We start from the raw sequence: 24,184 nt of genomic DNA, 5'->3' as shown, positions 1-24,184 counted from the left end.
CTAATCGAACATAGCGTGATCGCCAACCCCCGGTGTATGATTGGCCCATGCGCCCTTTCAAACACCCCAGTCCTGACGAATTTTCCCTCGAACGCCTGTTCCACGCGCTCAGCGATCCGGTACGCCTGGATATCGTCCGCTACCTGGCCCAGGTGACCGAAGCCACCTGCGGCGAGTTGGATGGCGGTCGGCCCAAGTCCAGCATGTCCCACCATTTCCGCGTCCTGCGCGATGCCGGTCTGGTGCACACCCGCAATGCCGGCACCACGCACATGAACCAGTTGCGGCGGGCGGATCTGGACAGCCGCTTCCCCGGTCTGCTCGATGCCATCCTGGCGCAGTCGTCGGTAACGGTCGGCGAGCCCGCCTGACGCGAATCCGCTGACAAGCTGGGCAGCCATCGCTCCTCGCCGCCAATGAGCCCCAAGTCTCGCTCATTCGACCTGCCCGCACAGCTCTGGCGCAGCCTTCGCCCACCCCAGCCAGGACCGCAGTGTCCTGGTGCACGCCCCGTCCTTTCGTCGCCTCGCTCCTGCCCGCCAGGCAGCTGTTGCGCCTGGTCTGACTTCGTCGAATAGCGGCTGGAAATCCGCGCCAATCCAGCCGCACCAGGCCCTCTACGACCATCCTTTCCCCTCTGGCGACAACGCCGCCTCGCACGCTTGTCATCAAGCGGAAATTGCTCTATTACAAGCCTGGGGGAACTCTCGACGGCATTTTTCTCTCTTCCCGGTATGAAGGTTGCAAAAGTCGTGGGTAGCGCCCATCCAGGGTGCTGCCGGGAGGTGGGCTATGGGCAGAAATTGGGGATTGGCCAGTGCCTTGGTCGGCGTCGCAGCGCTGCTCGCGCTGGTACCCAGCCCTGAACCCGTCGCCGAGGCGCGAGGCATCCAGCGGGTGATCGCCTTCGGCGACAGCCTCATGGACTGCGGCACCTTCGGTCACATCTACGCCACCAATCCCGGACGCACCTACCCCCAGGAAATCGCCGAAGCCTACGGCATCGAACTCGGCCCCAACCGGCAAGCGGAAGGCTACGGCCATGAGGGTACGGTCGATACCGACGGCCTCTGCTACGCCGAAGGCGGCGCCGTGACCGGCAGCTTCACCGAGCCCGGTTTCGACCACAACGAAGCGCCCCTCGCCTTCTCCCAGCAGATTCGCAACTTCGAGATGCAGCACGGCCGCTTCCGCCAGCAGGATCTGGTGCTGGTGCAGATCGGCGGCAATGACATCATCGGCCCCTTCTATGACAAGAAACTCCGAGCCGCCCTGATGGCCGATGCGCCGCTGCCCCCGGATGTCCGCGAGCAGGTCGAATCCCGCATCCGTCATACGGCGATGAACGAGGTCAAGCTGCTGCGCTACCTGCTGGGTCTCGGCGCCCAGCGCCTGGTGGTCCTCAACAATACCGACTATGGCAAGGCGCCCTATCTCGAGCCCTGGACCGAGCAGTTGGCGCAGCGCAACCACGATCTGGTGAAGCTCTACAACGAGACCCTGCAGGCCAACCTGCCGGCCAGCGACCGCCTGTTGCTGGTGGACGCCTACCGGGTGATGGAAGAAGTCTTCGCCCATTACGGCAACTACGGTTTCACCCATGCCGAGGGCGATGCCTGCCTCCCCGGCCGGGAGTTCTGCGACCCGGACAGCTATGTCGAGCCGGGTGCCGACCAGGCCTATATCTTCGGTGCGCGAGGGCACTTCGCCAGCCGCACCCACAGCATGCTGGCCCAGGTAGTGTTGGAACGCATCGCCCAGACCTGGCCCGGCAGCGCCGCCCAGGACAAGCCGCTGCTAATGACCGCGCGCCTGGCGACCGAGCCGACCTATCACTGAGCCGACGCCCCAGACTGGTGCCCTCCTTACCCCGCTCGCACCGCAGCGGGGCGGAAGCGGCTAGCTCCCGCGATAGGTCGAGTAGCTATAGGGCGAAACCAGCAGAGGTACGTGATAGTGCGCCGTCGCATCGCCAATGCCGAAACGCAGGATCACCGTGTCGAGAAAGGCCGGCTCATCCAAGGCCACGCCGCGCTGCCGATAGTAATCCCCCACCTCGAACTCCAGCTCATAGTGGCCGGTTTGGAAGGTCTCACCCTGTAGCAGCGGTGCGTCGCTGCGACCGTCGATATTGGTGCGCAACTCCCCCAGCGCCTGCCGGGCCCCTTCGGCCAGACGATACAGACGCACGACGATACCTGCGCCAGGGCAGCCCGCCGCGGTATCCAGGACATGGGTCGTCAGGTAACCGGAAGAAGACGAAACGGACATCGGCAGGCTCCTGCAAGGAAAGATGGACCAGCCTAGCAGCTTTCGCGCCGCCGATTGTATACAGCCCGAGCTACCCGGCGATCTGTCCCATCGCGCTCTTTCGAAGCCTAAACAGCGATCAGACCGGTCAGACCAGTTAGGCAAGATTCTTGCTGGGACTCGGCAAAGGTCTTCAAACATTGTATACAAAACATCTCGACCGCCAGGATGCCTCTTCCATGACCTATCCCCGTGATCTCATCGGCTACGGTGCCCAGCCACCCCACCCCCGCTGGCCGGGTAACGCCCGCATCGCCCTGTCCTTCGTGCTCAACTACGAAGAGGGTGGCGAGCGCAACATTTTGCACGGCGACAAGGAGTCCGAAGCCTTCCTGTCCGAGATGGTGGCTGCCCAGCCGCTACAGGGCGTGCGCAACATGGCCATGGAGTCGCTCTACGAATACGGCAGCCGCGCTGGCGTCTGGCGCATCCTGGAGCTGTTCGCCAAGCATCGGGTGCCCCTGACCATCTTCGCCGTGGCCATGGCCGCCGAGCGCCATCCCGAGGTCATCCGCGCCATGGTCCAGGCCGGCCACGAAATCTGCAGCCACGGCTATCGCTGGATCGACTACCAGTACATGGACGAGGCCGAGGAGCGCGCCCATCTGCAGCGCGCCATCGAGATCCTCACTGAACTGACCGGCGAACGCCCCCTGGGCTGGTACACCGGCCGCACCGGCCCGAACACCCGGCGCCTGGTGATGGAGGAAGGCGGCTTCCTCTACGACAGCGATACCTACGACGACGACCTGCCCTACTGGGAGCCCAATACCCCGACCGGCAAGCCGCACCTGGTGATCCCCTACACCCTGGATACCAATGACATGAGGTTCACCCAGGTGCAGGGCTTCCACACCGCCGAGCAGTTCTTCCAGTACCTCAAGGACGCCTTCGACACCCTTTACGAGGAAGGCGCCACGGCGCCGAAGATGCTCTCCATCGGCCTGCATTGCCGGCTGATCGGCCGCCCTGGGCGCCTGGTGGGCCTGAAGCGCTTCCTGGAATACGCCCAGGGACATGAGGGCGTCTGGTTCGCCCGCCGGGTGGACATCGCCCGTCATTGGTACCAGGAGCATCCGCCGGCATGAGCAGCTTCCAGACCCTGACCCCGAGCCAGCTGGATCGCGCCGCCTTCGTCGCGGCCTTCGGCGGCATCTACGAACACTCCGCCTGGGTCGCCGAACGCGCCTTCGACGAGGGCCAGCCCCTGCCGGATGCCATCGAGGCGCTGCACCAGCGGCTGTCCGCCCAGGTGGCCCGCGCCAGCCAGGCCGAGCAACTGGCGCTGATCCAGGCCCACCCGGATCTCGCCGGCCGCGCCGCGCTGGCCGGTCAGTTGACCGCCGCCAGCACCAGCGAACAGGCCGGCGCCGGCCTGGACCAGTGCAACGCCGACGAGCTGGAGCGCTTCACCCGCTACAACGATGCCTACCGCGCCAAGTTCGGCTTCCCCTTCATCATGGCGGTGAAGGGCAGCAATCGACACCTGATCCTCGCCGCCTTCGAGGAGCGCCTGCCCAATACCCCGGAGCAGGAATTCCAGCGGGCCCTGGCCGAGATCGACCGCATCGCCCTCTTCCGTCTCCAGACCCTCTGACCTCAGTCCGCATACGAGTCCCCCAATGAAACGTACCTACGCCGCCCCCTTCGAGAAGTACCTCAACCTCGCCGACGCCCGCCTCGGCACCCGGGTCATCAGCGTCACCGATGACTGGTTCGCCGCCGCCGACCGCATGCTCCAGCCCCACGAACCCGAGTGGAAGGAAGGCGTCTATGACGACAACGGCAAGTGGATGGACGGCTGGGAGTCGCGCCGCAAGAGGTTCGAAGGCTATGACCACGCGGTGATCCGCCTGGGCGTACCCGGCTCGATCAAGGGCGTCGACATCGACACCCGCTGGTTCACCGGCAACTACCCGCCCTCCGCCTCCCTGGAAGCCTGCTTTTGCGCCGAAGGCGATCCGGCTGACGATGCCGCCTGGACCGAGGTGCTGCCGGCCATCGAGATGCAGGGCAACAGCCACCACTACCATGCCATCAGCGATGATCGTCCCTGGACCCATCTGCGGCTGAACATCTATCCCGACGGTGGCGTCGCTCGTCTGCGCGTCTACGGCATCCCCCATCGCGACTGGTCGGCCCAGGCCGACGACGAGGTGCTGGATCTCGCCGCCGCTCTCAATGGCGGTCGCGCCCTGGCCTGCAACGACGAGCACTACGGGCGCATGAGCAACATCCTCAACCCGGGCCGCGCGGCCAGCATGGCCGATGGCTGGGAAACCGCCCGCCGTCGCACCCCGGGCAACGACTGGGTGATCATCGCCCTCGGCCACGCCGGTATCGTCGAGGAAATCCTGGTGGACACCCTGCACTTCAAGGGCAACTATCCGGACAGCTGCCAGATCCAGGGCGCCTATGTACGCGGCGGCACCGACGGGCAGATCGAAACCCAGAGTCTGTTCTGGCAGGAACTGCTGCCGCCGCAGAAGCTGCAGATGCACCAGGAGCACAGCTTCCGCGAACAGGTGCGCGACCTCGGCCCCATCACCCACGTGCGCCTGAACATCTTCCCCGACGGTGGCGTCAGCCGACTGCGGCTGTTCGGCAAGGTCGCCCGGGGCCAGGCATGAGTCGCCAACTCGTCATCGAACCTCTGACCGCCGAGGGCTTCGCGCCCTTCGGCGACGTCATCGAGACCGAGGGTCGCGACTGGTTTCCCATCAACAATGGCTCGACCCAGAGGTTCCATGCCCTGGCGCGAGTCGAGACCGGTCCGGCCGACGGCGCGGCGATCATCAGCATCTTCCGCGCCCGCCGCCTGGACTATCCGCTGACCATCGCCATGCTGGAACGCCATCCCCACGGCAGCCAGGCCTTCGTGCCGCTGCGCGGCGAACCCTTCCTGGTGGTGGTGGCGCCGCCCGGCCCGCAGCCCGATGCCAGCGCCATTCGCGTCTTCCGCACCGATGGCCGCCAGGGCATCAATTACCACGCGGGCGTCTGGCATCACCCGGTCCTGGCCCTGCGCGACGAGGATGAATTCCTCATCGTCGACCGCCGTGGCGAGCTGCCCAACTGCGACGAGCACTTTTTCGCCGCGGACGAGACCGCAACTCTGGTGCTTTAAGGGTTGGCCGATGCGCGCCTGAGCTGCTTGCGCAGCAGGCGCGCGCTGTCCAGGCAGACCCAGGCCACCGCCAGCCAGATGGGGCCGTAGGTCCAGATGGCACCCTCCGGCAATTGTTCACCGAGCATATAGAGCGCCACGAACACCAGCAGCGCTGGCTCCACGTAGCTGAGGATGCCGAACAGACTCAAGGGCAGCATCCGGCTTGACGCCAGCATGGCCGCGAAGGCGATGGCGCTGAGCAGACCCAGCCCCGGCAAGAGTGCCCAGAGCCAGGGTGCCTGCTGCAAGGCTTGGCTCGGCGAGAACCAATGCAGGGCGAGCAGCGCGAAGGGCAGCAGGCAGATCATCTCCAGCACGAAGCCGGACAGGGCATCCACCGCCATCCACCGGCGCAGCACGAAGTACGGCGGATAGCCCACCACCGGCAGCAGACTGACCCAGGACAGCGCCCCGGTCACCCAGACCTCGTTGATCACCCCCAGCAAGGCACAGACTACAGCCAGGCGCTGCAAGGGCCGCAGCCGTTCGCCATAGACCAGGCGCCCGGTCAGCACGATCGCCAGGGGTAGCAGGAAATAGCCGAGCGACATGGCCATGGCTTCGCCATTCATGGTCGCCCAGACGAACACCCACCACTGGATACCCATCAGCAGTGCCGCCGCCGGGATCGCCAGGCACAGCCGCGGCTCACGCACCAGCCGCTTGAGCGTCGCCCAAAGCGCCTTGCCCTCGCGCAGCAGCACCACCAGCAGGAGCACCATGGGTAGCGACCAGACCACCCGCAGCGCCACCACCTGCAGACCGTCCAGGGGCGCCAGCCAGGCGAAGTACACCGGCATCAGCGCGAACAGCACCGACGACAGCACCGACAGGCCGAGGCCCTTGCCCGACAGCACGCTCATGACCGACGCCCCTGGCGATTGATGAACAGCGACAGCAGGATGATGCCGCCACCCAGCAACAGCCTAGGCAGGTCGGCCGGATGCTGCCAGATCAGCAGGCTGACCAGCAGGCCCGCCGGCACATGGGCTTCGTTCATGATCGCCAGGGTGCCGCCGTTGACCCGCAGCGAGCCCAGCGTCCACCAATAGAGCCCGAGCGCCGTGGCGAACACCCCCATCCAGATCAGCACGCCCCATTGCAGCGGGGTGCTGGGCAACCGCGCCGGATTGCCGAACAGCAGGAAGGACAGCGCTGCCACCAGCAGGGCACCGAGGAAGAACAGCCCGAAGTAGCGATGCAGCGCGCCCTGCCCGGCGAAGGCGTGCCCCAGGTGCTTGCACAGCACCTGCCCGGCGGCGAAGGTCAGGTTGGCTACCTGCAGCAGCAGGAAGCCCAGCAGGTAGTCACCGGTCAGCGGCTGGAAGCGGATCAGCGCCGCACCGCCCACCGCCACGACGGCCGCCAGCAGTGACCAGAGGCGGAAGCGACGCTGCCAGGCATCGTCCAGCAGCGTTACATAGATGGGCGTGAGCACGGTGAACAGCAGCACCTCCGGCACCGTCAGCACGGCGAAGCTGCGGTACAGGCACAGGTAGGTGATACCGAACTGCAGCGCACCCGCTGCCATCAGCCCCAGGGCGAAACGCCCCGGCACGCCGCGCCAGCGGGTAAACGGCAAGAAGAGGACGAAGGCGATGGCCACCCGCACCAGCACGGCGAAGTCGCTGTCGACGCGGCCAGCGAGGTATTCCCCGATCAGGCTGAAGGAAAAGGCCCAGATAAGGGTGACGAGCAGGAGATAGGGCATGACGGCGACGCACGAAAAAGGTGCGCGACCTTAACGCGCCCGTCGCCGGAGGAAAAGCCCCGCTCGCCGCGGTCTATCGATTGGCGTTCAGCCCCGACGGATCACCACTGGTGATCGCTGCCATCGACTGGTTGGCCTGCAGTACATTGTCGGCGCCGGAAACCAGCGTCTTCGGCTCGGCCACGCCTGCCGCCCGGGACCAGTACACCTGCTGGTTGGACCCACCCACGGCGATGTCGGCAGGACTCAGCAAGGTCAGGCGCGCCTTGGCACCGTAGCCGTAGGCATCGACCTTGGCCAGGCCTTCGCTGCCGGCCCGCACGTTTGCCTGCACCTGCTGGTAGCCGCCACCGATGCTCAGATTGGCCACCGAACCCTTGACCGTGGTGACACTGCCCAGGCCATGGATGGCCAGCGTCTGCGCACTATCGATCACCAGACGGTGATGGCTGCCATAGATGGACACCTCGCCACACTGGCCCTTGAGGGTGAGGGTATTGCCCTCGCCGGAGAGGGAAACGTCTCGGCCCTGGCAATCGAGGGTACGGGTCAGGTTGAGGCCTTCGATCTCGAGGGGCTCGGCGGTCCGCTCTTCGGCATGGACCAGCAGGGGAGCGACGAGCAGACAGCAACCCAGCAACGCCTTGAATGACGACATGGTGACTCCTTGTCTCGCTTGAAGTGGGAAAACTCATCGGCTTGCTTCGAGCCTCGGGTCTGCACCGCGTTTGACGAGCGCCGCGGCTTTTTTTCATCCCGTGAATCACGCCGCGTTTTCCCATTGCCCCGCCACGCTCTAACATGCCCGCTTTCGTAGCCACGACGCTCTCGATGAAGACTCCCCGCGTTTCCCTCGACCAATGGCGCACCCTGCAGGCCGTGGTGGATCATGGCGGTTACGCCCAGGCTGCCGAGGTGCTGCACCGCTCCCAATCCTCGGTCAGCTACACCGTCGCCCGCATGCAGGAGCAACTCGGCGTCCCCCTGCTGCGCCTGGAAGGCCGCCGCGCGGTGCTGACCGACGCCGGAGCCGTGCTGCTGCGCCGTTCGCGCCGCCTGGTGCAGCAGGCCAGCCAGCTGGAAGAACTGGCCTATCACATGGAGCAGGGCTGGGAGTCCGAGGTACGCCTGGTAGTGGATGCCGCCTACCCCACCCGCCAGTTGCTGCGCTGCCTGCGCGAGTTCATGCCGCAGAGTCGCGGCTGCCGGGTGCGCCTGCGCGAAGAGGTGCTGTCCGGGGTGGAAGAAGCCCTGCTCGACGGCTCCGCGGACCTGGCGATCACCGGCCTGGTGATCGCCGCCCATCTGGGTGCCTCCCTCGGTACCGTGGAGTTCGTCGCCGTCGCCCATCCCGAGCATCCCCTGCACCAGCTGCAGCGCACCCTGGTGACCGCTGATCTGGAAGAACAGCTGCAGATCGTCATCCGCGACAGCGGCCGCGCCCAGCCCAGGGACGCCGGCTGGCTGGCCGCCGAGCAGCGCTGGACGGTGGGCAGCATCAGCACGGCGGCGACCTTCCTACGCGACGGCCTGGGCTTCGCCTGGCTACCGCGGGATGCCATCCAGAGCGATCTCGACCAGGGCCTGCTCAAGCCGCTGCCCCTGGAACAGGGCGCCCAGCGCTTCCACCCCTTCCAGCTCTACAAGACCCGCCAGCACGAGCTGGGTCCGGCCTCGCAGATCCTGATGAACCTGCTGCGCCAGCACGCCCTGCCGCGCTGACCGTGGCGGGGTGTCCGCCGGATTGCTATCGTTCGCCAGTCGTTTCCGTCCACTCAAGGATTCATCATGTTCAAAGCCCTGCTTGCCGCCTGCGCGCTGTTCGTCGCTTCCACCACCTGGGCCGCGGACAATCCGCACGTACTCATCAGCACCAACAAGGGTGACATCGAAGTCGAGCTGGATGCAGCCAAGGCACCGGTCAGCACCGCGAACTTCCTGGCCTATGTCGACAGCGGCTTCTACAAGGGCACCCTCTTCCACCGCGTCATCCCCGGCTTCATGATCCAGGGCGGCGGCTACACCCGCGACATGCAGGAAAAACGCACCCGCGCGCCGATCAAGAACGAAGCCGACAACGGCCTGAAGAACCTGCGCGGCACCCTGGCCATGGCGCGCACCTCGGACGTCAACTCCGCCACCAGCCAGTTCTTCATCAACGTCGAGAACAATGCCTTCCTCGACCACGGCTCGCGTGACTTCGGCTACGCCGTGTTCGGCAAGGTCGTGCGTGGCATGGAAGTCGTCGACCAGATCGCCGGCGTCCAGACCACCCGCCAGGGCATGCTGCGCGACATTCCCCGTGAACCGGTGATGATTCTCGCTGCCAAACGGCTGTAAGCCGACCCGTCCTGCCGGACGATCCGCTGGCGGTCGTCCGGTAAGCCAGGCGAGGCCCCAGTGCGAGACGCCGTCTCCTCCTCACAAGGACCCCGCATGATCTTTCGCCGCTTCGAACGCATCATCGATGCGTTTCGGGAAGCCCCCGACGAAATGCCGCCCACTGGCGTCGGCGCCTTCTATCTCCACTTCCTCAAGCAAGCCTGGCCAGCCTTCGCCCTGCTGTTGGTCGTCGGCCTGATCGGCGCCCTGATCGAGGTAGCGCTGTTCAACTTCATTGGCCAAATCGTCGACCTGGCCGGCAGCGCGCCCAACAGCACGGTGTTCTTCCAGGAACACGGCGGCACCCTGATCTGGATGGCGGTGGTCACCCTGGTCTTCCGCCCGCTGTTCATCAGCCTGCACGACCTGCTGGTGCACCAGACCATCACCCCCAGCCTCACCACCCTGATCCGCTGGCAGAACCATCGCTACGTGCTCAAGCAGAGCCTGGGCTTCTTCCACAGCGACTTCGCCGGGCGCATCTCTAACCGCATCATGCAGACCGGCGTGTCCCTGCGCGATTCGGCCGTGCAGGCGGTGGATGCCATCTGGCACGTGCTGATCTTCGCCGTCACCTCGCTGATCCTGTTCGCTCAGGCCGACGTCTGGCTGATGGTGCCCCTGGTCCTCTGGATCATCGGCTACGTCATCGCCCTCTGGTACTTCGTACCCCAGACCAAGGAGCGCTCGGCCATCGCCTCCGAAGCCCGTTCGCAACTTTCCGGGCGCATCGTCGACGGCTACACCAATATTTCCACCCTCAAGCTGTTCTCCCACTCGGCCCAGGAGGAGCAATACGCCCGCCAGGCCATGGAAGAACAAACGGAAAAGGCCGAGAGTGCTGCTCGGCTGATCACCGCCATGGGCGTGACCATCGCCATCCTCAGCGGCTTCCTCATCGCCGGCACCACCGGCCTGGCCCTCTGGCTGTGGCACCAGGGCGTGATCAGCGTGGGCGCCATCGCTCTGGCCACCGGCCTGGTGATCCGCATCAACAGCATGTCCGGCTGGATCATGTGGGTGGTCAACGGCATCTTCGAGAACATCGGCATGGTGCAGGACGGCATGAGCACCATCGCCAAGCCGCGCCAGGTCGGTGACGCCCCGGACGCCAAACCGCTACAGGTGACTCGCGGCGCGGTGCTGTTCGACGACATCCAATTCCACTACGGCAAGGGCGCCGGCATCATCGAAGGCCTGACCCTGGACGTGGCCCCGGGCGAGAAGATCGGCCTGGTCGGCCCGTCGGGCGCCGGCAAGTCCACCCTGTTCAACGTGCTGCTGCGTCTCTACGACCTGGAAGGCGGGCGCATCCTGGTCGATGGCCAGGACATCGCCCACGTCACCCAGGAAAGCCTGAGATGCCAGATCGGCGTGGTGACCCAGGACACCTCGCTGCTGCACCGGTCGATTCGCGAGAACCTGCTCTACGGCCGTCCCGAAGCTACTGACGAAGAGCTGCACGTCGCCCTGCGCAAGGCCAAGGCCGACGATTTCATCGCCCGCATCACCGACGCCCATGGCCGCACCGGCCTGGATGCCCAGGTGGGTGAACGCGGCGTCAAGCTCTCCGGCGGCCAGCGCCAACGTATCGCCATCGCCCGCACGCTGCTCAAGGACGCGCCCATCCTGCTGCTGGACGAAGCCACCTCCGCCCTCGACTCCGAGGTGGAAGCGGCCATCCAGGAAAGCCTGGAAACCCTGATGGAAGGCAAGACGGTGATCGCCATCGCCCACCGCCTCTCGACCATCTCGCGCATGGATCGCCTGGTGGTGATGGAACGCGGCCAGATCGTCGAGATGGGTTCCCACGACGAGTTGATCGCCTACAACGGTCTCTACGCCCGGCTCTGGCGCCACCAGACCGGCGGCTTCGTCGGTCACGGCGTACCGGGCAGGCAGCGGGTGCGCAGCAGCTCCAATTGATGGTCCTGGTCGAGGCCGGGATAGAAGCCTTCGATCTTCTGGAAGCCACCCAGCCAGCTGCGCCGCTCCACCACGCAGTCGAATACCGGACAGGCCGCCTGCCCGGCCTGGCCACAGTCGCGGTAGTAGGTCAGCAACTGACTCTTCTGCGCCGTACCCTGGAAGGGACCATGGCGCTCCTGGAGGATATAGAAATCGATTTCCGCAGCGCTGCGGTGATTTTCCCACTGGAACGCGAGGGTGCTGGGATAGAAGAGCACCAGCAAGGTCGCCAGCATCAGCCAAAGAATGGCCGCGGTCACCGGCAGCGGCAACCGCGCGCGGAAGCGCTGGCCGCCACGGATGATCAGGGCGGTCACCACCGTCACCAGGGCCAGGGCGATGCACAGCGCCGGCAGCCCGGTGATGACCTGGCCCGCGACGCCGATGTCCAGTCCGCTGGGCGACGGGACGGTCCTATAGCCGATTTCCAGCCGGTCCCAACCCACCCGATTACCGATCAGGCCGGCCAAGCCGAGGACGCCAGAAAGTCCGAGAAGGGCCCAGAAAGTGCGGGGATTGGCGCTGCGCATAGGAAGTTCGTCCAAGCAAAACCCGGGAGACTGCCTAAGCCCAGCGGCGATGGCAAACGCGAATTTTTCCCGGCCATCAGGCTCTATCGAAGGTCAGCCCTCGCGGAGTCCACCCATGACCATCGACCTTCCCCGCGCCATCCAGATCGTCGAGAAGGTCTTCCTGCCGCTGCACGGCGAGGTCCAGCAGGACGCCAGCGATGCCAGCTTCTCCCTCAAGGTCACCGACGGCAGCCAGGTATTGGCCTCGGTCGCCCACGTCGCCCGCAGCCAGTACAGCCATGCCGGCCACCTCGCTGCCCTGATCGAGCAGACGCGCCTGGAACTGGCGCGCGACGGCCAGGCGCTGGAACCCTGGTCCATGCCCGGTTAGGGTCACCTCAGCAGGCCATGGCCGCGAGGTTCGGCAAGGCGCTGTCGAGCTGGTAGACTGCCGGCCCGCAGCCGCCACACCCCGTGGCCCAACGCGAGTGGTTATCGTGGAAATCTTTAAAGAGTTCATTTTCGAAGCCGCACACTTCCTGCCCAATGTTCCAGCGGGCCACAAGTGCGGACGTCTCCATGGGCATTCCTTCAAGGTCGCCCTGCACATCGAGGGCAACCTCGACCCCCACACCGGCTGGGTACGCGATTTCGCCGACATCAAGGCCGTGTTCAAGCCGCTGTACGAGCGCCTGGACCACCATTATCTGAACGACATCCCGGGTCTGGAAAACCCCACCAGCGAGGTGCTCGCCCGCTGGATCTGGCAGCAGCTCAAGCCGCTCCTGCCGGAACTCAGCCAGGTTCGTATCCACGAGACCTGCACCAGCGGCTGCATCTACCGCGGCGACTAATTTCCCCTCCCATTCCAAGGCGGCGATGGTGGCAGTCATTTTTCTGCCATAATTCGCGCCTGCCAACTGTCGACGTATCCCCATGTTCGAACTTTTCAGCGGACTCCACGCCTGGGTCGCCATCAGCCTCGTCCTGGCCCTGGCCTTCGTGCTGGCCTTTGAATTCATCAACGGCTTCCACGACACCGCCAACGCCGTTGCCACGGTGATCTACACCAAAGCGATGCCGCCGCACCTCGCGGTGTTCTTCTCCGGTATCTTCAATTTCCTCGGGGTGCTGCTCGGCGGCGTCGGCGTGGCCTATGCCATCGTCCACCTGTTGCCGGTGGAGCTGCTGATCAACGTCAACACCGGTCATGGCCTGGCCATGGTGTTCTCCTTGCTCGCCGCGGCCATCACCTGGAACCTGGGGACCTGGTACTTCGGCATCCCCGCCTCCAGCTCCCACACCCTGATCGGCTCCATCCTCGGCGTCGGCGTGACCAATGCCCTGCTGACCGGCATCCCGATGAGCGAAGGCGTGAATTGGCAGAAGGCGATCGACATCGGCCTGTCGCTGATCTTCTCGCCGCTGGCCGGCTTCGCCGTCGCCGGTCTGCTGTTGCTCGCCCTCAAGCGCTGGCGGCCGCTGTCGAAGATGCACAAGACCCCGGAACAGCGCCGCGAAGTGGATGCCAAGAAGCACCCGCCCTTCTGGAATCGCCTGATGCTGGTGCTCTCGGCCATGGGCATGAGCTTCGTGCACGGCTCCAACGATGGCCAGAAAGGCATCGGCCTGATCATGCTGGTACTGATCGGCATCGTCCCGGCCAAGTTCGTACTGGACCTGGACAGCACCACCTACCAGATCGAGCGCACCCGCGATGCCGCCATCCACCTGGGCCAGTTCTACGAACGCCAGGGCGACAATCTCAAGGACTTCCTCGCCGAAGTGCCCGGCAATCGCGATCTGCCCCAGGAATTCCGCTGCGCCCCGCACATGACCTTGCCGACGCTGAAGGCGCTGCTGGTCGATCTGGAAGGCATCACCGACTACCGCGCCATGAGCGACGATCATCGCCAGCAGGTACGCCGCCACCTGCTGTGCCTGGACGACACCGCGAAGAAAGTCAGCAAGCTGCCGGTGCTCACCGCCCGGGACCGCGATGACCTCAGCCGTCTGCGCAAGGACCTCACCAGCACCACCGAATACGCGCCCTTCTGGGTGATCATCGCGGTGGCCCTGGCCCTGGGCATCGGCACCATGGTCGGCTGGCGCCGCGTGGTCCTTACCGTCGGCGAGAAGATCGGCCGCCAGGGCATGACCTATGCCCAGGGCGTCAGCGCCCAGGTGACGGCAGTGGCCGCCATCGGCATGGCCAACGTCTTCGCCCTACCCGTCTCCACCACCCATGTGCTGTCGTCGGGCGTGGCCGGCACCATGGTCGCCAACCGCAGTGGCCTGCAGGGCAGCACGGTGCGCAACATCCTCATGGCCTGGGTGCTGACCCTGCCTGCTTCCATGGCCCTGTCCGCCGGCCTGTTCTGGCTGGCACACCTGTTCCTGTGATCTATACCGCCCGGGCGCTGCACGCTTAGCGTCCGGGCGAACCCCTCGTCGGGAAACCCCGAACAGGACAGCTATTGACGAGTCTAGTGAAATGTGTCCGACCGATACTTTTCCGAGACAGCCGTACGGTGAACGTCAATGAGTCCTGCGACCTACATCCTCCTTCTCGTGCTTGGCTGGCTGGCCCTGTCGCTGGCCGTTCTCTGGGCCATGCTGCGCCTGGCGCGCCGCGCTCGCCCCTCCCCAACCAGCCTGCCTAGGCTTACCCGGAAGATGGGCACGTCTTCGCCAGTGGCGACCCGCAAGCACCTGGCTTTCTGATTCGGTCGAACGCTGGGCACAGGCCAGCCTTCCAATACGCCGAATGGCATGCGGATGGCGAGGAAAAAGGAAGATTCTTGTGATTGTTCGAGAAGCGGTGATTCGGACGAATCAGGTGAGCAGGCTGCTTTCCTGAGCGCTGCGGCTCATCTGCTCGAGGATCTGGTCTTGCTGCTGCGGGGTGAGGGTATCCCAGCAGTGGTGCTTGATGAACAGGCCGACGCCAAAGGCGATGTACAGCGACAGGGCAACGATAACGAGCGTTTCCAGCCCGACGATGGCCCAGGAACGGGTTTTGGACGCATTGTCCTTGGTTTTCATAACGACCTCGTGAAATTCTGAGGGGCGATAGTGTAGTCCCTTAAGCTTTTTCCGGGCAGGGCCGGTCGTCGATTGGTCAAGGCCGTTGACCCGCCCAACCGGCGTGCCAAGCATCCCCCTTCCCGCTGCCTAGACCGGCGCCCACTCCGGGCAATCCTCCTGCGGCACCACGAATGCACGCCAGGCGCCGCGCTGGTATACTTCCGCGACTGACGGGTCGCTGCAGGCCCTGCCGGTTCCGCTGGCTGTATCGGCCGACCGCGCTATTTCCGCAGCGACGCTTTGTCGCATCGCACGTCCATCGCCGCCGCGCCTGCCGCGCGGCCCGATAACGCCTTCTTGGGGCGTCTATCGACTCCAGGGTCGATCCTCGCTCGCCCGGCTTCGCGCCACAGCTGTGATAAAGAGGAGTTAAAGCAAGACATGTCCACCACGTCGAAGATCATCTACACCCTGACCGACGAAGCGCCCGCCCTGGCGACCTATTCGCTGCTCCCCATCGTCGAGGCCATCACCGCCTCGTCCGGCGTCGCCCTCGAAACCCGTGACATCTCCCTTGCCGGCCGCATCATCGCCCTCTTCCCCGAGTACCTGAAGGAAGAGCAGCGCATCTCCGACCACCTCGCCGAACTCGGCGAACTGGCCACCACTCCCGAAGCCAACATCATCAAGCTGCCCAACATCAGCGCCTCGGTCCCGCAGCTCAAGGCCGCGATCAAGGAACTGCAGGGCCAGGGCTATGCGCTGCCGGACTACCCGGACGAGCCCAAGGACGACAAGGAAAAGGACGTCAAGGCGCGCTACGACAAGGTCAAGGGCAGTGCCGTTAACCCGGTCCTGCGCGAAGGCAACTCCGACCGTCGCGCCCCGCTGTCGGTCAAGAACTACGCCCGCAAGCACCCCCATCGCATGGGTGCCTGGAGTGCCGACTCCAAGTCCCACGTCGCCCACATGGACGCCCATGACTTCTATGGCAGCGAGCGCTCGGCCACTATCGAGAACGCCGGCAGCCTGAAGATCGAACTGATCGGCAAGGACGGCAGCAGCAAGGTCCTGAAAGAGAAGACCGCAGTCAAGGCCGGCGAGATCGTCGATGCCTCCACCATGAGCCGCAAGGCCCTGGCGAGCTTCATCGCCGCCCAGATCGAAGACGCCAAGGCCCAGGGCGTACTGTTCTCCGTGCACCTGAAGGCCACCATGATGAAGGTCTCCGACCCCATCATGTTCGGTGTCATCGTCGGCGAGTTCTACAAGGACGTGCTGGCCAAGCACGAGGCCGCCCTGAAGGAAGCCGGCTTCGACCGCAACAACGGCATCGGCGACCTCTACGCTCGCCTGTCCAGCCTGCCGGAAGCCACCCAGGCCGCCATCAAGGCCGATTTCGATGCCCAGTACGCCCAGCGCCCGGCGCTGGCCATGGTCAACTCCGACAAGGGCATCACCAACCTGCACGTGCCGAGCGACGTCATCGTCGACGCCTCCATGCCGGCCATGATCCGTGACTCCGGCAAGATGTGGAACGCCGAAGGCAACCTGCAGGACACCAAGGCCATCATCCCCGACCGCTGCTACGCCGGCGTCTACCAGGTGGTGATCGAGGACTGCAAGAAGAACGGCGCCTTCAATCCCAGCACCATGGGCAGCGTGCCCAACGTCGGCCTGATGGCGCAGAAGGCCGAGGAGTACGGCTCCCACGACAAGACCTTCCAGATCCCCACCGACGGCACCGTGCGCGTGACCGACGACCAGGGCAAGGTGATCTTCGAGCACCCGGTCGAAGCCGGTGACATCTGGCGCATGTGCCAGACCAAGGACGCACCGATCCAGGACTGGGTCAAGCTCGCCGTCAACCGTGCCCGCGCCAGCGGCACCCCGGCGATCTTCTGGCTGGACCAGAACCGCGCCCACGACGCCCAGGTCATCGCCAAGGTCGAGCGTTACCTCAAGGACCACGATACCAACGGCCTGGACATCCGCGTCCTGTCGCCCGAGGACGCCACCCGCGTCTCCCTGGAGCGTATCCGTAAAGGCGAGGACACCATCTCGGTGACCGGCAACGTCCTGCGCGACTACCTGACCGACCTCTTCCCCATCATGGAACTGGGCACCAGCGCCAAGATGCTGTCCATCGTCCCGCTGATGAACGGCGGCGGCCTGTTCGAGACCGGTGCCGGCGGCTCCGCGCCCAAGCACGTCCAGCAATTCGTGCAGGAAAACCACCTGCGCTGGGATTCCCTGGGCGAGTTCCTGGCCCTGGCCGAATCCCTGAACCACCTGGGCGAGACCACCGGTAACGCCAAGGCCAAGGTGCTGGCCAAGACCCTGGACCAGGCTAACGGCAAGTTCCTCGACAGCAACAAGTCGCCGTCGCGCAAGGCCGGTGAACTGGACAACCGCGGTAGCCACTTCTACCTGGCGCTGTACTGGGTTCAGGCCCTGGCCGAGCAGAATGACGACGCCGAGCTGAAGGCCCAGTTCGAGCCCGTGGCCAAGTCGCTGACCGCCGACGAAGCCAAGGTGGTCGCCGAGCTGAATGGCGTCCAGGGCCAGCCGGTGGACATCGGTGGTTACTATCACCCCGACCAGGCCAAGACCAGCCAGGCCATGCGTCCGAGCGCCACGCTCAACGCCGCCTTGGCCCAGCTCAAGGGCTGAACCTGAGGGCTGCGCTCGCAGCCTGAACGGGTGATCACAGCGAACCTCGGCCTCGGCCGGGGTTCGCTGCATTTGGGACCGACAAAGCTTAAGGCGTATACTGCGCGATTACCGATAGCGGAGTCCGAGATGGATTGGCACGCCCACGTCACCGTGGCCACCGTGGTGGAAGACGCCGGCCGCTTCCTGCTGGTCGAGGAAGAGAAACAGGGTCGCCTGGTGCTCAACCAGCCGGCCGGGCACCTGGAACCGGGTGAGAGCCTGGTCGAGGCGGCGCGGCGCGAGACCCTGGAAGAAACCGCCTGGCAGGTGGAAATCCTGGGCGTGATCGGCATCGGCCTCTATGTCGCCCCGGCCAATGGCGTCACCTACTACCGCACGGCCTTCCATGCCCGCCCCCTGGCCCACGAGCCGGAGCGCGCCCTGGATGCCGATATCACCCGCGCGGTCTGGCTGACGCTCGATGAGATCCGCGCAGAGCAGGCGCGCTTGCGCAGTCCGCTGGTGCTGGACGCCATCGAGAAATACCTGGACGGCCACCGCTATCCCCTGTCGATGATCGTAGATATGAGAGGTTTTTGAAGTGAACGGCACCCGCGTCATCGTCGGCATGTCCGGCGGAGTGGATTCCTCGGTCTCGGCCCTCTTGCTCAAGGAGCAGGGCTATCAGGTCGAGGGCCTGTTCATGAAGAACTGGGACGAGGATGACGGCACCGAGTACTGCACCGCCAAGGAAGACCTGGCCGATGCCCAGGCAGTCTGCGACCGCATCGGCATCAAGCTGCACACGGCCAACTTCGCCGCCGAGTACTGGGATCACGTCTTCGAGCACTTCCTCGCCGAATACAAGGCCGGCCGCACGCCGAATCCGGACATCCTCTGCAACCGCGAGATTAAGTTCAAGGCCTTCCTCGACTATGCCCTGGCCCTGGGTGCCGACCTGATCGCCACCGGTCACTATGTGCGCCGCCGCGATATCGACGGCCAGACCCTGCTGCTCAAGGGATTGGATGCGAACAAGGACCAGAGCTACTTCCTCCACGCCGTGGGTGGCGAGCAACTGGCGCGCACCCTCTTCCCGGTAGGCGAACTGGAAAAGCCCGAGGTGCGTGCCATCGCCGAGCTGCATGGTCTGGCCACGGCGCGCAAGAAGGATTCCACCGGCATCTGCTTCATCGGCGAGCGCCGTTTCAGCGACTTCCTCAAGCAGTACCTGCCGGCGCAGCCGGGCGACATCGAGACCACCACCGGCGAGGTCATCGGCCGCCACCACGGCCTGATGTACCACACCATCGGCCAGCGCCAGGGCCTGGGCATCGGCGGGATGAAAGATGCCGGTGACGATCCCTGGTACGTGCTGAGCAAGGACCTGACCCGCAATGTGCTGATCGTTGGCCAGGGCAATGCCCACCCCTGGCTGTTCGCGGAGGCCCTGACCGTCGGCGAGATGTTCTGGGTCAATGACCTGGAGCTTGCCCAACCGCGCCGCCTTACCGCCAAGGTCCGCTATCGCCAGCAGGACCAGCCCTGCCAGATCGAGCGCCAGGGCGCCGGCTACCGGGTGGTCTTCGACGAACCCCAGCGCGCCGTCACCCCCGGCCAGTCGGTGGTCTTCTACGACGGAGACGTCTGCCTGGGCGGTGGCGTGATCGAACACTACCAACCTGCCTGCGCCGAGGCCCCTGCCGCATGAATCGCACCCAGGAACAACTCATCGCCCTGGGCGGCGTCTTCCAGGCCGCCGTGCTGGTCGATCAGCTGGCGCGTACCGGCCAGGTCCCGGAAGAGCCCCTGGCCTGCCTGCTCGGCAGCCTGCTGGTGCGGGATCCCGGCAGTACCCTGGAGGTCTACGGCGGCAGTGTCACGCCTTTGCGCGAGGGCCTTGGCGCCCTCTCCAGCACCCTGGAGCGCAACCCCAACAGCCTGCAGCGCGAGCCCCTGCGCTATGCCCTGGCGATGACCGCCCTGGAGCGCAAGCTGGAAAAGCGCGGCGATCTGCTCGACCTGATCGGCCGCCGCCTCACCCAGATCCAGACTCAGGTCGAGCACTTCGGGGTAGCCCACGAAAATGTGATCGCCGCCTGCGGGGGTCTTTACGAGGACACCCTGAGCACCTTCAAGCAACGCATCCAGGTGCATGGTGAAATGCGCTACCTGCAGCAATCCGCCACTGCCTCCCGGGTGCGCGCCCTGCTGCTGGCCGGCATCCGCTCCGCTCGCCTGTGGCGGCAACTCGGCGGCCATCGCTGGCAACTGGTGCTCAATCGCCGCAAGCTGCTCGACAACCTCTATCCCCTGCGCAACGGCTGATCCCGGACCGGCCGGCGGCGGTACTAAAGCCCCGGCCTTTGCGTGTAGAATTCCGCCCCTTTCTCCCCCGCTACCAAGAGAATGCCCATGCAGCTCTCCTCGCTCACCGCCGTATCGCCCATCGACGGCCGTTACGCCGGCAAGACCGCCGCCCTGCGCCCCATCTTCAGCGAATTCGGCCTGATCCGTTTCCGCGCCCAGGTCGAGGTCCGCTGGCTGCAGCGCCTGGCCGCCCACGCGGGCATTCCCGAGGTCGCGCCCTTCTCCGACGAGGCCAATACCTTGCTGGACAAGCTGGCCACCGAATTCAGCGTCGAGCAGGCGCAGCGGGTCAAGGACATCGAGCGCACCACCAACCACGACGTCAAGGCCATCGAATACCTGCTCAAGGAAGAGGTCGCCAAGCTGCCGGAACTGGCCGCGGTGAGCGAATTCATTCACTTCGCCTGCACCTCCGAGGACATCAACAACCTGTCCCACGCGCTGATGCTGCGTGAAGGCCGTGACCAGGTGCTGCTGCCGCTGATGCGCCAGATCGCCGGTGAGATCCGCGTGCTGGCCCATCGCTTCGCCGACGTGCCCATGCTCTCGCGCACCCATGGCCAGCCCGCCTCCCCCACCAGCCTGGGCAAGGAACTGGCCAACGTGGTCTATCGCCTGGAGCGCCAGATCGAGCAGATCGCCGCCATCCGCCCGCTGGGCAAGATCAACGGCGCCGTGGGCAACTACAACGCCCACCTGTCCGCCTACCCGGATGTCGACTGGGAAGCCAATGCGCGTACCTTCATCGAAGACGACCTCGGCCTGACCCTGAACCCCTACACCACCCAGATCGAGCCGCACGACTACATCGCCGAGCTGTTCGATGCCATCGCCCGCTTCAACACCATCCTGATCGACTTCGACCGGGACATCTGGGGCTACATCTCCCTCGGCTACTTCAAGCAGAAGACCGTGGCCGGCGAAATCGGCTCCTCGACCATGCCGCACAAGGTCAACCCCATCGACTTCGAGAACTCCGAAGGCAACCTGGGCATCGCCAACGCCATCCTCCAGCACCTGGCCAGCAAGCTGCCGATCTCCCGCTGGCAGCGCGACCTGACCGACTCCACCGTGCTGCGCAACCTGGGCACCGGCCTGGCCCACGGCGTGATCGCCTACGAGGCCACGCTCAAGGGCATCGGCAAGCTCGAACTCAACGCCGCGCGCATCGCCGAAGACCTGGACGCCTGCTGGGAAGTCCTCGCCGAGCCGGTGCAGACCGTGATGCGCCGCTATGGCGTGGCCAATCCCTACGAGAAGCTCAAGGAGCTGACCCGCGGCAAGGGCATCAGCGCCAGCGCCCTGCAGACCTTCATCGACGGCTTGGAAATCCCCGAAGCCGCCAAGGCCGAACTGCGCCAGCTGACTCCGGCCGGCTATATCGGCAATGCCGCCGAGCAGGCTCGTCGGGTCTGAGGCTGCTTTCTTTCTCACGCCCGGCACCGCCGGGCGTTTTTCATTGCGCGAGGTGTGCATGAACCCGGATCAACCCCTGCAACTGCTCGGCGGCCTCACCGCCCGTGAATTCCTGCGCGACTACTGGCAGCGGAAACCCCTGCTGATCCGCCAGGCCATCCCCGACTTCCAGAATCCCTTGGAACCCGACGAACTGGCCGGCCTGTCGCTGGAAGAGGAAATCGAATCTCGCCTAATCATCGGCAAGGACCGTACCTGGGAGCTGCGCCGCGGCCCGCTGCCGGAAGACACCTTCGCCAGCCTGCCCGAGCGCGACTGGACCCTGCTGGTGCAGTCGGTGGACCAGTTCGTTCCCGAGGTGGCCGAGGTACTGGAGCCCTTCCGCTTCCTGCCCAGCTGGCGCGTCGACGACGTCATGATCAGCTACGCCGCCCCCGGTGGCGGTGTCGGCCCCCACTACGATCACTACGACGTCTTCCTGCTGCAGGGCCATGGTCGCCGCCGCTGGCGCATCGGCCAGCCGTGCACTGCCGACAGCCCGCTGATCAACGGCCTGGAGCTGAAGATCCTCGCCGACTTCCAGCAGACCGACGAGTGGGTGCTGGAGCCGGGCGACATGCTCTATCTGCCGCCGGGTATCGCCCATGACGGCATCGCCGAAGACGAGTGCATGACCTACTCCATCGGCTTCCGCGCACCCAGTGCCGGCGAGGTGCTCACCCACTTCACCGATTTCCTCAACCAGTTCATCCCCGAAGACGAGCGCTACAGCGACGCCGGCTGCGCCCCGGCCAACGAGCATCCGGCGGAGATCCCGCCCGAAGCCATCGAGCGCCTGCGCGGCCTGATGGAGCGCCACCTCAGCGACGATCGCCTGCTGCTGGCCTGGTTCGGCCAGCACATGACCGAGCCGCGCTACCCGGAGCGCGTCGCCGGGGAAAACCTCAGCGCCAAGCAGCTGCGCAAGGAACTCGATGAAGGCGCCCTGCTGATGCGCAACCCGAGTGGCCGCATCGCCTGGAGTCGCCTGGAAGACGAGGTGATGGTCTTCGCCAGCGGCCAGAGTCGCCTGTTGCCCATGCGGCTGCAACCGCTGCTCGACCTGCTATGCTCGGCGGACGTCCTGCACGAGGCCAATCTCGCGCCCTGGCTACAGGACGAGGATGCCATGCGCCTGATCCGCGAACTGCTCCAGCAGGGCAGCCTGATTTTTGCCGGAGAAGACGAAGACGACTGACAGGAGCTGCCATGGACGAGTCCTTTGCCGATCTGACCCTGGACGGCCTGCCCGAGCCCCGGCTCGGCGAGGATCTCGCGCTGCGCCTCGAAGGCCTGGACGCCCTGCGTGAGCATGGTGTCCGCCTCATCGGCCAAGCCAGCCGCCAACTGAGCATCCAGACGCCCGACCTGGAAGCACCGCTCTACGACAATCTCACCGTCGAAGCGGCGATCAAGCATCTGCTGCTGGGCAATCCCCGGCATCAGGTCCGCATCCTGATCAACGACAGCACCTTGGCCATGCGCCAAGGCCATCGACTCATCGCCCTGGCGCAACGCCTGACCAGTAATCTATTGATCCGTCGCCCGCCCACCGAGCAACGGCCGGAAGGCGCCTGCCTCATCGTCGACGACCTGGCCCTGCTGCGCCGCACCGGCAGCGCCCCCAACGGCTTCGTCCGCTATGGCGACCGGGCAGCGGTCAAGGTCCAGCAACAGGTCTTCGACCGTCTCTGGGCGATTAGCCAGCCGGATCAGGAATTACGGAGGATGGTGCTGTGAAACGCCTACTGGTTTCCCTGCTGCTGCTGAGCGCCAGCGTCTGGGCAGCGCCGCGAACCGAAGTCATTCCGCTGCAGTACCGTACGGCCGACGACCTATTGCCCACCTTGCAGTCGGTACTTGGCGCCGACGGCAAAATCAACGTCTATGGCAACCAACTGATCGTCAACGCCGAGCCCGCGAAGCTGGCCGAGATCAAGAATCTGCTGGCGCAACTGGATACCCAGCCGCGGCGCCTGCTGATCACCCTCGCCACCCGCGCTGGCAGCAGCGGTGCCGGACAGGACTATGGCGTGTCCGGTAACGCTCGCTCACCCCAAGTGCGCATCATCGAGAACAGCACCGACCAACGCGAGGATGGCGCCCAGCGCGTCCAGGTCACCGAGGGCTACCCCGCCTTCATCCGCTTCGGCGAAGACGTTCCCGTGACCACCTACCAGACCTCGCCCTATGGGCAGAGCTATGCCCAGACCGATTACCGCCGCTTGGAGCGCGGCTTCCAGGTCACCGCCCGGCTGAGCGGCAATCTGGTGTATCTGGACATCAACAGTGTCGACGACCGCGCCGCTGCGATGCGGCCCGGCACCGTCCAGACCCAGAGCGCCGCCACCCGCATCAGTGGTCCTCTGGGCCAGTGGCTGGATCTGGGTGGCTTTCGCCAACAGGTGGACGAGGATCGCTCGGGTCTCACCCAGTACTACTCCACCGAAGGTCGCAAGGACCGTCAGTTGAGTATCCGCGCCGACCTGATCGACTGACAAAATCGGCACGCGGTAGAACTCTCGTCACCTAGCACAATCTAGGGTGCATGCTCTCCGTCACTCCATTCGAGAATAATTCCTATATTCATTCTCAAATAAAGCCAGAGTTCCGTTTAATTTGATT

Annotated in this window: 26 protein-coding genes; 20 read left to right on the top strand and 6 right to left on the bottom strand. The window is 65.2% G+C overall.

Features of this window, described 5'->3' with window-relative positions:
• The first annotated feature begins 47 nt into the window (after window positions 1–47).
• Both QZ471_RS04150 and QZ471_RS04145 read left to right on the top strand, forming a co-directional pair.
• Window positions 48–371: a helix-turn-helix transcriptional regulator gene (locus QZ471_RS04150; RefSeq protein ID WP_295461124.1), complete on the top strand. Its 324-nt coding sequence runs from the start codon at window positions 48–50 to the stop codon at window positions 369–371.
• Window positions 372–792: 421 nt separating this feature from the next.
• The gene (locus QZ471_RS04145) at window positions 793–1,839 is read left to right on the top strand and encodes an SGNH/GDSL hydrolase family protein (protein ID WP_295461122.1); all 1,047 of its coding nucleotides are present in this window, start codon (window positions 793–795) and stop codon (window positions 1,837–1,839) included.
• A 60-nt stretch (window positions 1,840–1,899) separates the two neighbouring features.
• On the opposite strand, the gene uraH is transcribed toward QZ471_RS04145, so the two are convergent.
• Window positions 1,900–2,271 carry a hydroxyisourate hydrolase gene (gene uraH, locus QZ471_RS04140; RefSeq protein WP_295461121.1) on the bottom strand — a complete coding sequence of 124 codons (372 nt, stop codon included), beginning with the start codon at window positions 2,269–2,271 and terminating at the stop codon, window positions 1,900–1,902.
• Window positions 2,272–2,489: 218 nt separating this feature from the next.
• Between uraH and puuE the strand changes: the two genes are divergently transcribed.
• From puuE to QZ471_RS04120, 4 genes are read left to right on the top strand one after another with little or no spacing between them, the layout of a single operon-like run.
• Window positions 2,490–3,398: an allantoinase PuuE gene (gene puuE, locus QZ471_RS04135; RefSeq protein ID WP_295461119.1), complete on the top strand. Its 909-nt coding sequence runs from the start codon at window positions 2,490–2,492 to the stop codon at window positions 3,396–3,398.
• A complete protein-coding gene (uraD, locus tag QZ471_RS04130; protein ID WP_295461117.1) occupies window positions 3,395–3,907 on the top strand; it encodes a 2-oxo-4-hydroxy-4-carboxy-5-ureidoimidazoline decarboxylase in 513 nt (170 codons plus the stop codon). Before puuE ends, uraD begins: the two co-directional genes overlap by 4 nt.
• A gap of 25 nt (window positions 3,908–3,932) precedes the next feature.
• On the top strand, window positions 3,933–4,940 hold the full coding sequence (gene alc, locus QZ471_RS04125; protein ID WP_295461116.1) for an allantoicase: 1,008 nt from the start codon (window positions 3,933–3,935) through the stop codon (window positions 4,938–4,940).
• Window positions 4,937–5,437 (top strand): ureidoglycolate lyase, encoded by a 501-nt coding sequence (locus QZ471_RS04120; protein WP_295461114.1) that lies wholly within the window; start codon window positions 4,937–4,939, stop codon window positions 5,435–5,437. The genes alc and QZ471_RS04120 overlap by 4 nt, the downstream gene beginning before the upstream one ends.
• Here the strand turns inward: QZ471_RS04120 and rarD are convergent.
• The 3 genes from rarD to QZ471_RS04105 all read right to left on the bottom strand — a co-directional run bounded on the left by rarD (window position 5,434) and on the right by QZ471_RS04105 (window position 7,848).
• Window positions 5,434–6,342, bottom strand: a complete 909-nt coding sequence (gene rarD / locus QZ471_RS04115) for an EamA family transporter RarD (RefSeq protein ID WP_295461112.1) — start codon at window positions 6,340–6,342, stop codon at window positions 5,434–5,436. The two genes, QZ471_RS04120 and rarD, sit on opposite strands and share 4 nt — an antisense overlap.
• The gene (locus QZ471_RS04110) at window positions 6,339–7,190 is read right to left on the bottom strand and encodes an EamA family transporter (RefSeq protein ID WP_295461109.1); all 852 of its coding nucleotides are present in this window, start codon (window positions 7,188–7,190) and stop codon (window positions 6,339–6,341) included. The genes rarD and QZ471_RS04110 overlap by 4 nt, the downstream gene beginning before the upstream one ends.
• A gap of 73 nt (window positions 7,191–7,263) precedes the next feature.
• Window positions 7,264–7,848: a DUF3060 domain-containing protein gene (locus QZ471_RS04105; protein ID WP_295461108.1), complete on the bottom strand. Its 585-nt coding sequence runs from the start codon at window positions 7,846–7,848 to the stop codon at window positions 7,264–7,266.
• A 173-nt stretch (window positions 7,849–8,021) separates the two neighbouring features.
• Between QZ471_RS04105 and QZ471_RS04100 the strand changes: the two genes are divergently transcribed.
• The 3 genes from QZ471_RS04100 (at window position 8,022) to QZ471_RS04090 (ending at window position 11,498) form a co-directional block, all read left to right on the top strand.
• Window positions 8,022–8,912 (top strand): LysR family transcriptional regulator, encoded by an 891-nt coding sequence (locus tag QZ471_RS04100; protein ID WP_295461106.1) that lies wholly within the window; start codon window positions 8,022–8,024, stop codon window positions 8,910–8,912.
• Window positions 8,913–8,978: 66 nt separating this feature from the next.
• Entirely contained in the window at window positions 8,979–9,530 is a 552-nt protein-coding gene (locus QZ471_RS04095; protein WP_295461104.1) for a peptidylprolyl isomerase, read from the top strand.
• Between the two features lie 96 nt (window positions 9,531–9,626).
• Window positions 9,627–11,498: an ABC transporter ATP-binding protein gene (locus QZ471_RS04090; protein ID WP_295461102.1), complete on the top strand. Its 1,872-nt coding sequence runs from the start codon at window positions 9,627–9,629 to the stop codon at window positions 11,496–11,498.
• Here the strand turns inward: QZ471_RS04090 and QZ471_RS04085 are convergent.
• The gene (locus QZ471_RS04085; RefSeq protein ID WP_295461101.1) at window positions 11,453–12,010 is read right to left on the bottom strand and encodes a hypothetical protein; all 558 of its coding nucleotides are present in this window, start codon (window positions 12,008–12,010) and stop codon (window positions 11,453–11,455) included. The genes QZ471_RS04090 and QZ471_RS04085 overlap by 46 nt on opposite strands.
• Before the next feature lie 175 nt (window positions 12,011–12,185).
• On the opposite strand from QZ471_RS04085, the gene QZ471_RS04080 reads away from it, so the two are divergent.
• The 3 genes from QZ471_RS04080 to QZ471_RS04070 all read left to right on the top strand — a co-directional run bounded on the left by QZ471_RS04080 (window position 12,186) and on the right by QZ471_RS04070 (window position 14,455).
• The gene (locus QZ471_RS04080) at window positions 12,186–12,443 is read left to right on the top strand and encodes a hypothetical protein (protein WP_295461099.1); all 258 of its coding nucleotides are present in this window, start codon (window positions 12,186–12,188) and stop codon (window positions 12,441–12,443) included.
• Between the two features lie 106 nt (window positions 12,444–12,549).
• Window positions 12,550–12,906 carry a 6-carboxytetrahydropterin synthase QueD gene (queD, locus tag QZ471_RS04075; protein ID WP_295461098.1) on the top strand — a complete coding sequence of 119 codons (357 nt, stop codon included), beginning with the start codon at window positions 12,550–12,552 and terminating at the stop codon, window positions 12,904–12,906.
• Window positions 12,907–12,988: 82 nt separating this feature from the next.
• On the top strand, window positions 12,989–14,455 hold the full coding sequence (locus tag QZ471_RS04070; protein ID WP_295461096.1) for an inorganic phosphate transporter: 1,467 nt from the start codon (window positions 12,989–12,991) through the stop codon (window positions 14,453–14,455).
• Window positions 14,456–14,887: 432 nt separating this feature from the next.
• Here the strand turns inward: QZ471_RS04070 and QZ471_RS04065 are convergent, their stop codons facing one another.
• Window positions 14,888–15,097, bottom strand: coding sequence for a hypothetical protein (locus QZ471_RS04065; RefSeq protein WP_295461095.1), 210 nt, complete (start codon window positions 15,095–15,097; stop codon window positions 14,888–14,890).
• A gap of 423 nt (window positions 15,098–15,520) precedes the next feature.
• Between QZ471_RS04065 and QZ471_RS04060 the strand changes: the two genes are divergently transcribed.
• The 8 genes from QZ471_RS04060 to QZ471_RS04025 all read left to right on the top strand — a co-directional run bounded on the left by QZ471_RS04060 (window position 15,521) and on the right by QZ471_RS04025 (window position 24,057).
• Window positions 15,521–17,752, top strand: coding sequence for an NADP-dependent isocitrate dehydrogenase (locus QZ471_RS04060; RefSeq protein ID WP_295461094.1), 2,232 nt, complete (start codon window positions 15,521–15,523; stop codon window positions 17,750–17,752).
• 129 nt (window positions 17,753–17,881) lie between these two features.
• Window positions 17,882–18,334, top strand: a complete 453-nt coding sequence (locus QZ471_RS04055; protein ID WP_295461092.1) for an NUDIX hydrolase — start codon at window positions 17,882–17,884, stop codon at window positions 18,332–18,334.
• A gap of 1 nt (window position 18,335) precedes the next feature.
• On the top strand, window positions 18,336–19,445 hold the full coding sequence (gene mnmA / locus QZ471_RS04050) for a tRNA 2-thiouridine(34) synthase MnmA (protein ID WP_295461091.1): 1,110 nt from the start codon (window positions 18,336–18,338) through the stop codon (window positions 19,443–19,445).
• Window positions 19,442–20,062, top strand: a complete 621-nt coding sequence (gene hflD, locus QZ471_RS04045) for a high frequency lysogenization protein HflD (protein ID WP_295461090.1) — start codon at window positions 19,442–19,444, stop codon at window positions 20,060–20,062. The genes mnmA and hflD overlap by 4 nt, the downstream gene beginning before the upstream one ends.
• Window positions 20,063–20,149: 87 nt before the next feature.
• Window positions 20,150–21,520 (top strand): adenylosuccinate lyase, encoded by a 1,371-nt coding sequence (gene purB, locus QZ471_RS04040; RefSeq protein ID WP_295461088.1) that lies wholly within the window; start codon window positions 20,150–20,152, stop codon window positions 21,518–21,520.
• Window positions 21,521–21,578: 58 nt separating this feature from the next.
• Entirely contained in the window at window positions 21,579–22,757 is a 1,179-nt protein-coding gene (locus QZ471_RS04035; RefSeq protein WP_295461086.1) for a cupin domain-containing protein, read from the top strand.
• An 11-nt stretch (window positions 22,758–22,768) separates the two neighbouring features.
• Window positions 22,769–23,299, top strand: a complete 531-nt coding sequence (locus QZ471_RS04030) for a histone acetyltransferase HPA2 (RefSeq protein WP_295461084.1) — start codon at window positions 22,769–22,771, stop codon at window positions 23,297–23,299.
• A complete protein-coding gene (locus QZ471_RS04025; RefSeq protein ID WP_295461083.1) occupies window positions 23,296–24,057 on the top strand; it encodes a secretin N-terminal domain-containing protein in 762 nt (253 codons plus the stop codon). Before QZ471_RS04030 ends, QZ471_RS04025 begins: the two co-directional genes overlap by 4 nt.
• Window positions 24,058–24,184 lie beyond the last annotated feature (127 nt).

Source organism: uncultured Pseudomonas sp. (genome assembly GCF_913774235.1).
Classification (GTDB): Bacteria; Pseudomonadota; Gammaproteobacteria; order Pseudomonadales; family Pseudomonadaceae; genus Chryseomonas.
The sequence above is the reverse complement of the archived record's forward strand: the minus strand, read 5'-3'. Positions and strand labels throughout refer to the sequence as shown.

What these genes read in the sequence shown, in the direction of transcription:
- QZ471_RS04150 (WP_295461124.1), top strand. Translation starts at nt 48, where the DNA reads ATGCGCCCTTTCAAACACCCCAGTCCTGACGAATTTTCCCTCGAACGC.
- QZ471_RS04145 (WP_295461122.1), top strand. Translation starts at nt 793, where the DNA reads ATGGGCAGAAATTGGGGATTGGCCAGTGCCTTGGTCGGCGTCGCAGCG.
- uraH (WP_295461121.1), bottom strand. Translation starts at nt 2,271, where the DNA reads ATGTCCGTTTCGTCTTCTTCCGGTTACCTGACGACCCATGTCCTGGAT.
- puuE (WP_295461119.1), top strand. Translation starts at nt 2,490, where the DNA reads ATGACCTATCCCCGTGATCTCATCGGCTACGGTGCCCAGCCACCCCAC.
- uraD (WP_295461117.1), top strand. Translation starts at nt 3,395, where the DNA reads ATGAGCAGCTTCCAGACCCTGACCCCGAGCCAGCTGGATCGCGCCGCC.
- alc (WP_295461116.1), top strand. Translation starts at nt 3,933, where the DNA reads ATGAAACGTACCTACGCCGCCCCCTTCGAGAAGTACCTCAACCTCGCC.
- QZ471_RS04120 (WP_295461114.1), top strand. Translation starts at nt 4,937, where the DNA reads ATGAGTCGCCAACTCGTCATCGAACCTCTGACCGCCGAGGGCTTCGCG.
- rarD (WP_295461112.1), bottom strand. Translation starts at nt 6,342, where the DNA reads ATGAGCGTGCTGTCGGGCAAGGGCCTCGGCCTGTCGGTGCTGTCGTCG.
- QZ471_RS04110 (WP_295461109.1), bottom strand. Translation starts at nt 7,190, where the DNA reads ATGCCCTATCTCCTGCTCGTCACCCTTATCTGGGCCTTTTCCTTCAGC.
- QZ471_RS04105 (WP_295461108.1), bottom strand. Translation starts at nt 7,848, where the DNA reads ATGTCGTCATTCAAGGCGTTGCTGGGTTGCTGTCTGCTCGTCGCTCCC.
- QZ471_RS04100 (WP_295461106.1), top strand. Translation starts at nt 8,022, where the DNA reads ATGAAGACTCCCCGCGTTTCCCTCGACCAATGGCGCACCCTGCAGGCC.
- QZ471_RS04095 (WP_295461104.1), top strand. Translation starts at nt 8,979, where the DNA reads ATGTTCAAAGCCCTGCTTGCCGCCTGCGCGCTGTTCGTCGCTTCCACC.
- QZ471_RS04090 (WP_295461102.1), top strand. Translation starts at nt 9,627, where the DNA reads ATGATCTTTCGCCGCTTCGAACGCATCATCGATGCGTTTCGGGAAGCC.
- QZ471_RS04080 (WP_295461099.1), top strand. Translation starts at nt 12,186, where the DNA reads ATGACCATCGACCTTCCCCGCGCCATCCAGATCGTCGAGAAGGTCTTC.
- QZ471_RS04070 (WP_295461096.1), top strand. Translation starts at nt 12,989, where the DNA reads ATGTTCGAACTTTTCAGCGGACTCCACGCCTGGGTCGCCATCAGCCTC.
- QZ471_RS04065 (WP_295461095.1), bottom strand. Translation starts at nt 15,097, where the DNA reads ATGAAAACCAAGGACAATGCGTCCAAAACCCGTTCCTGGGCCATCGTC.
- QZ471_RS04060 (WP_295461094.1), top strand. Translation starts at nt 15,521, where the DNA reads ATGTCCACCACGTCGAAGATCATCTACACCCTGACCGACGAAGCGCCC.
- QZ471_RS04055 (WP_295461092.1), top strand. Translation starts at nt 17,882, where the DNA reads ATGGATTGGCACGCCCACGTCACCGTGGCCACCGTGGTGGAAGACGCC.
- hflD (WP_295461090.1), top strand. Translation starts at nt 19,442, where the DNA reads ATGAATCGCACCCAGGAACAACTCATCGCCCTGGGCGGCGTCTTCCAG.
- purB (WP_295461088.1), top strand. Translation starts at nt 20,150, where the DNA reads ATGCAGCTCTCCTCGCTCACCGCCGTATCGCCCATCGACGGCCGTTAC.
- QZ471_RS04035 (WP_295461086.1), top strand. Translation starts at nt 21,579, where the DNA reads ATGAACCCGGATCAACCCCTGCAACTGCTCGGCGGCCTCACCGCCCGT.
- QZ471_RS04030 (WP_295461084.1), top strand. Translation starts at nt 22,769, where the DNA reads ATGGACGAGTCCTTTGCCGATCTGACCCTGGACGGCCTGCCCGAGCCC.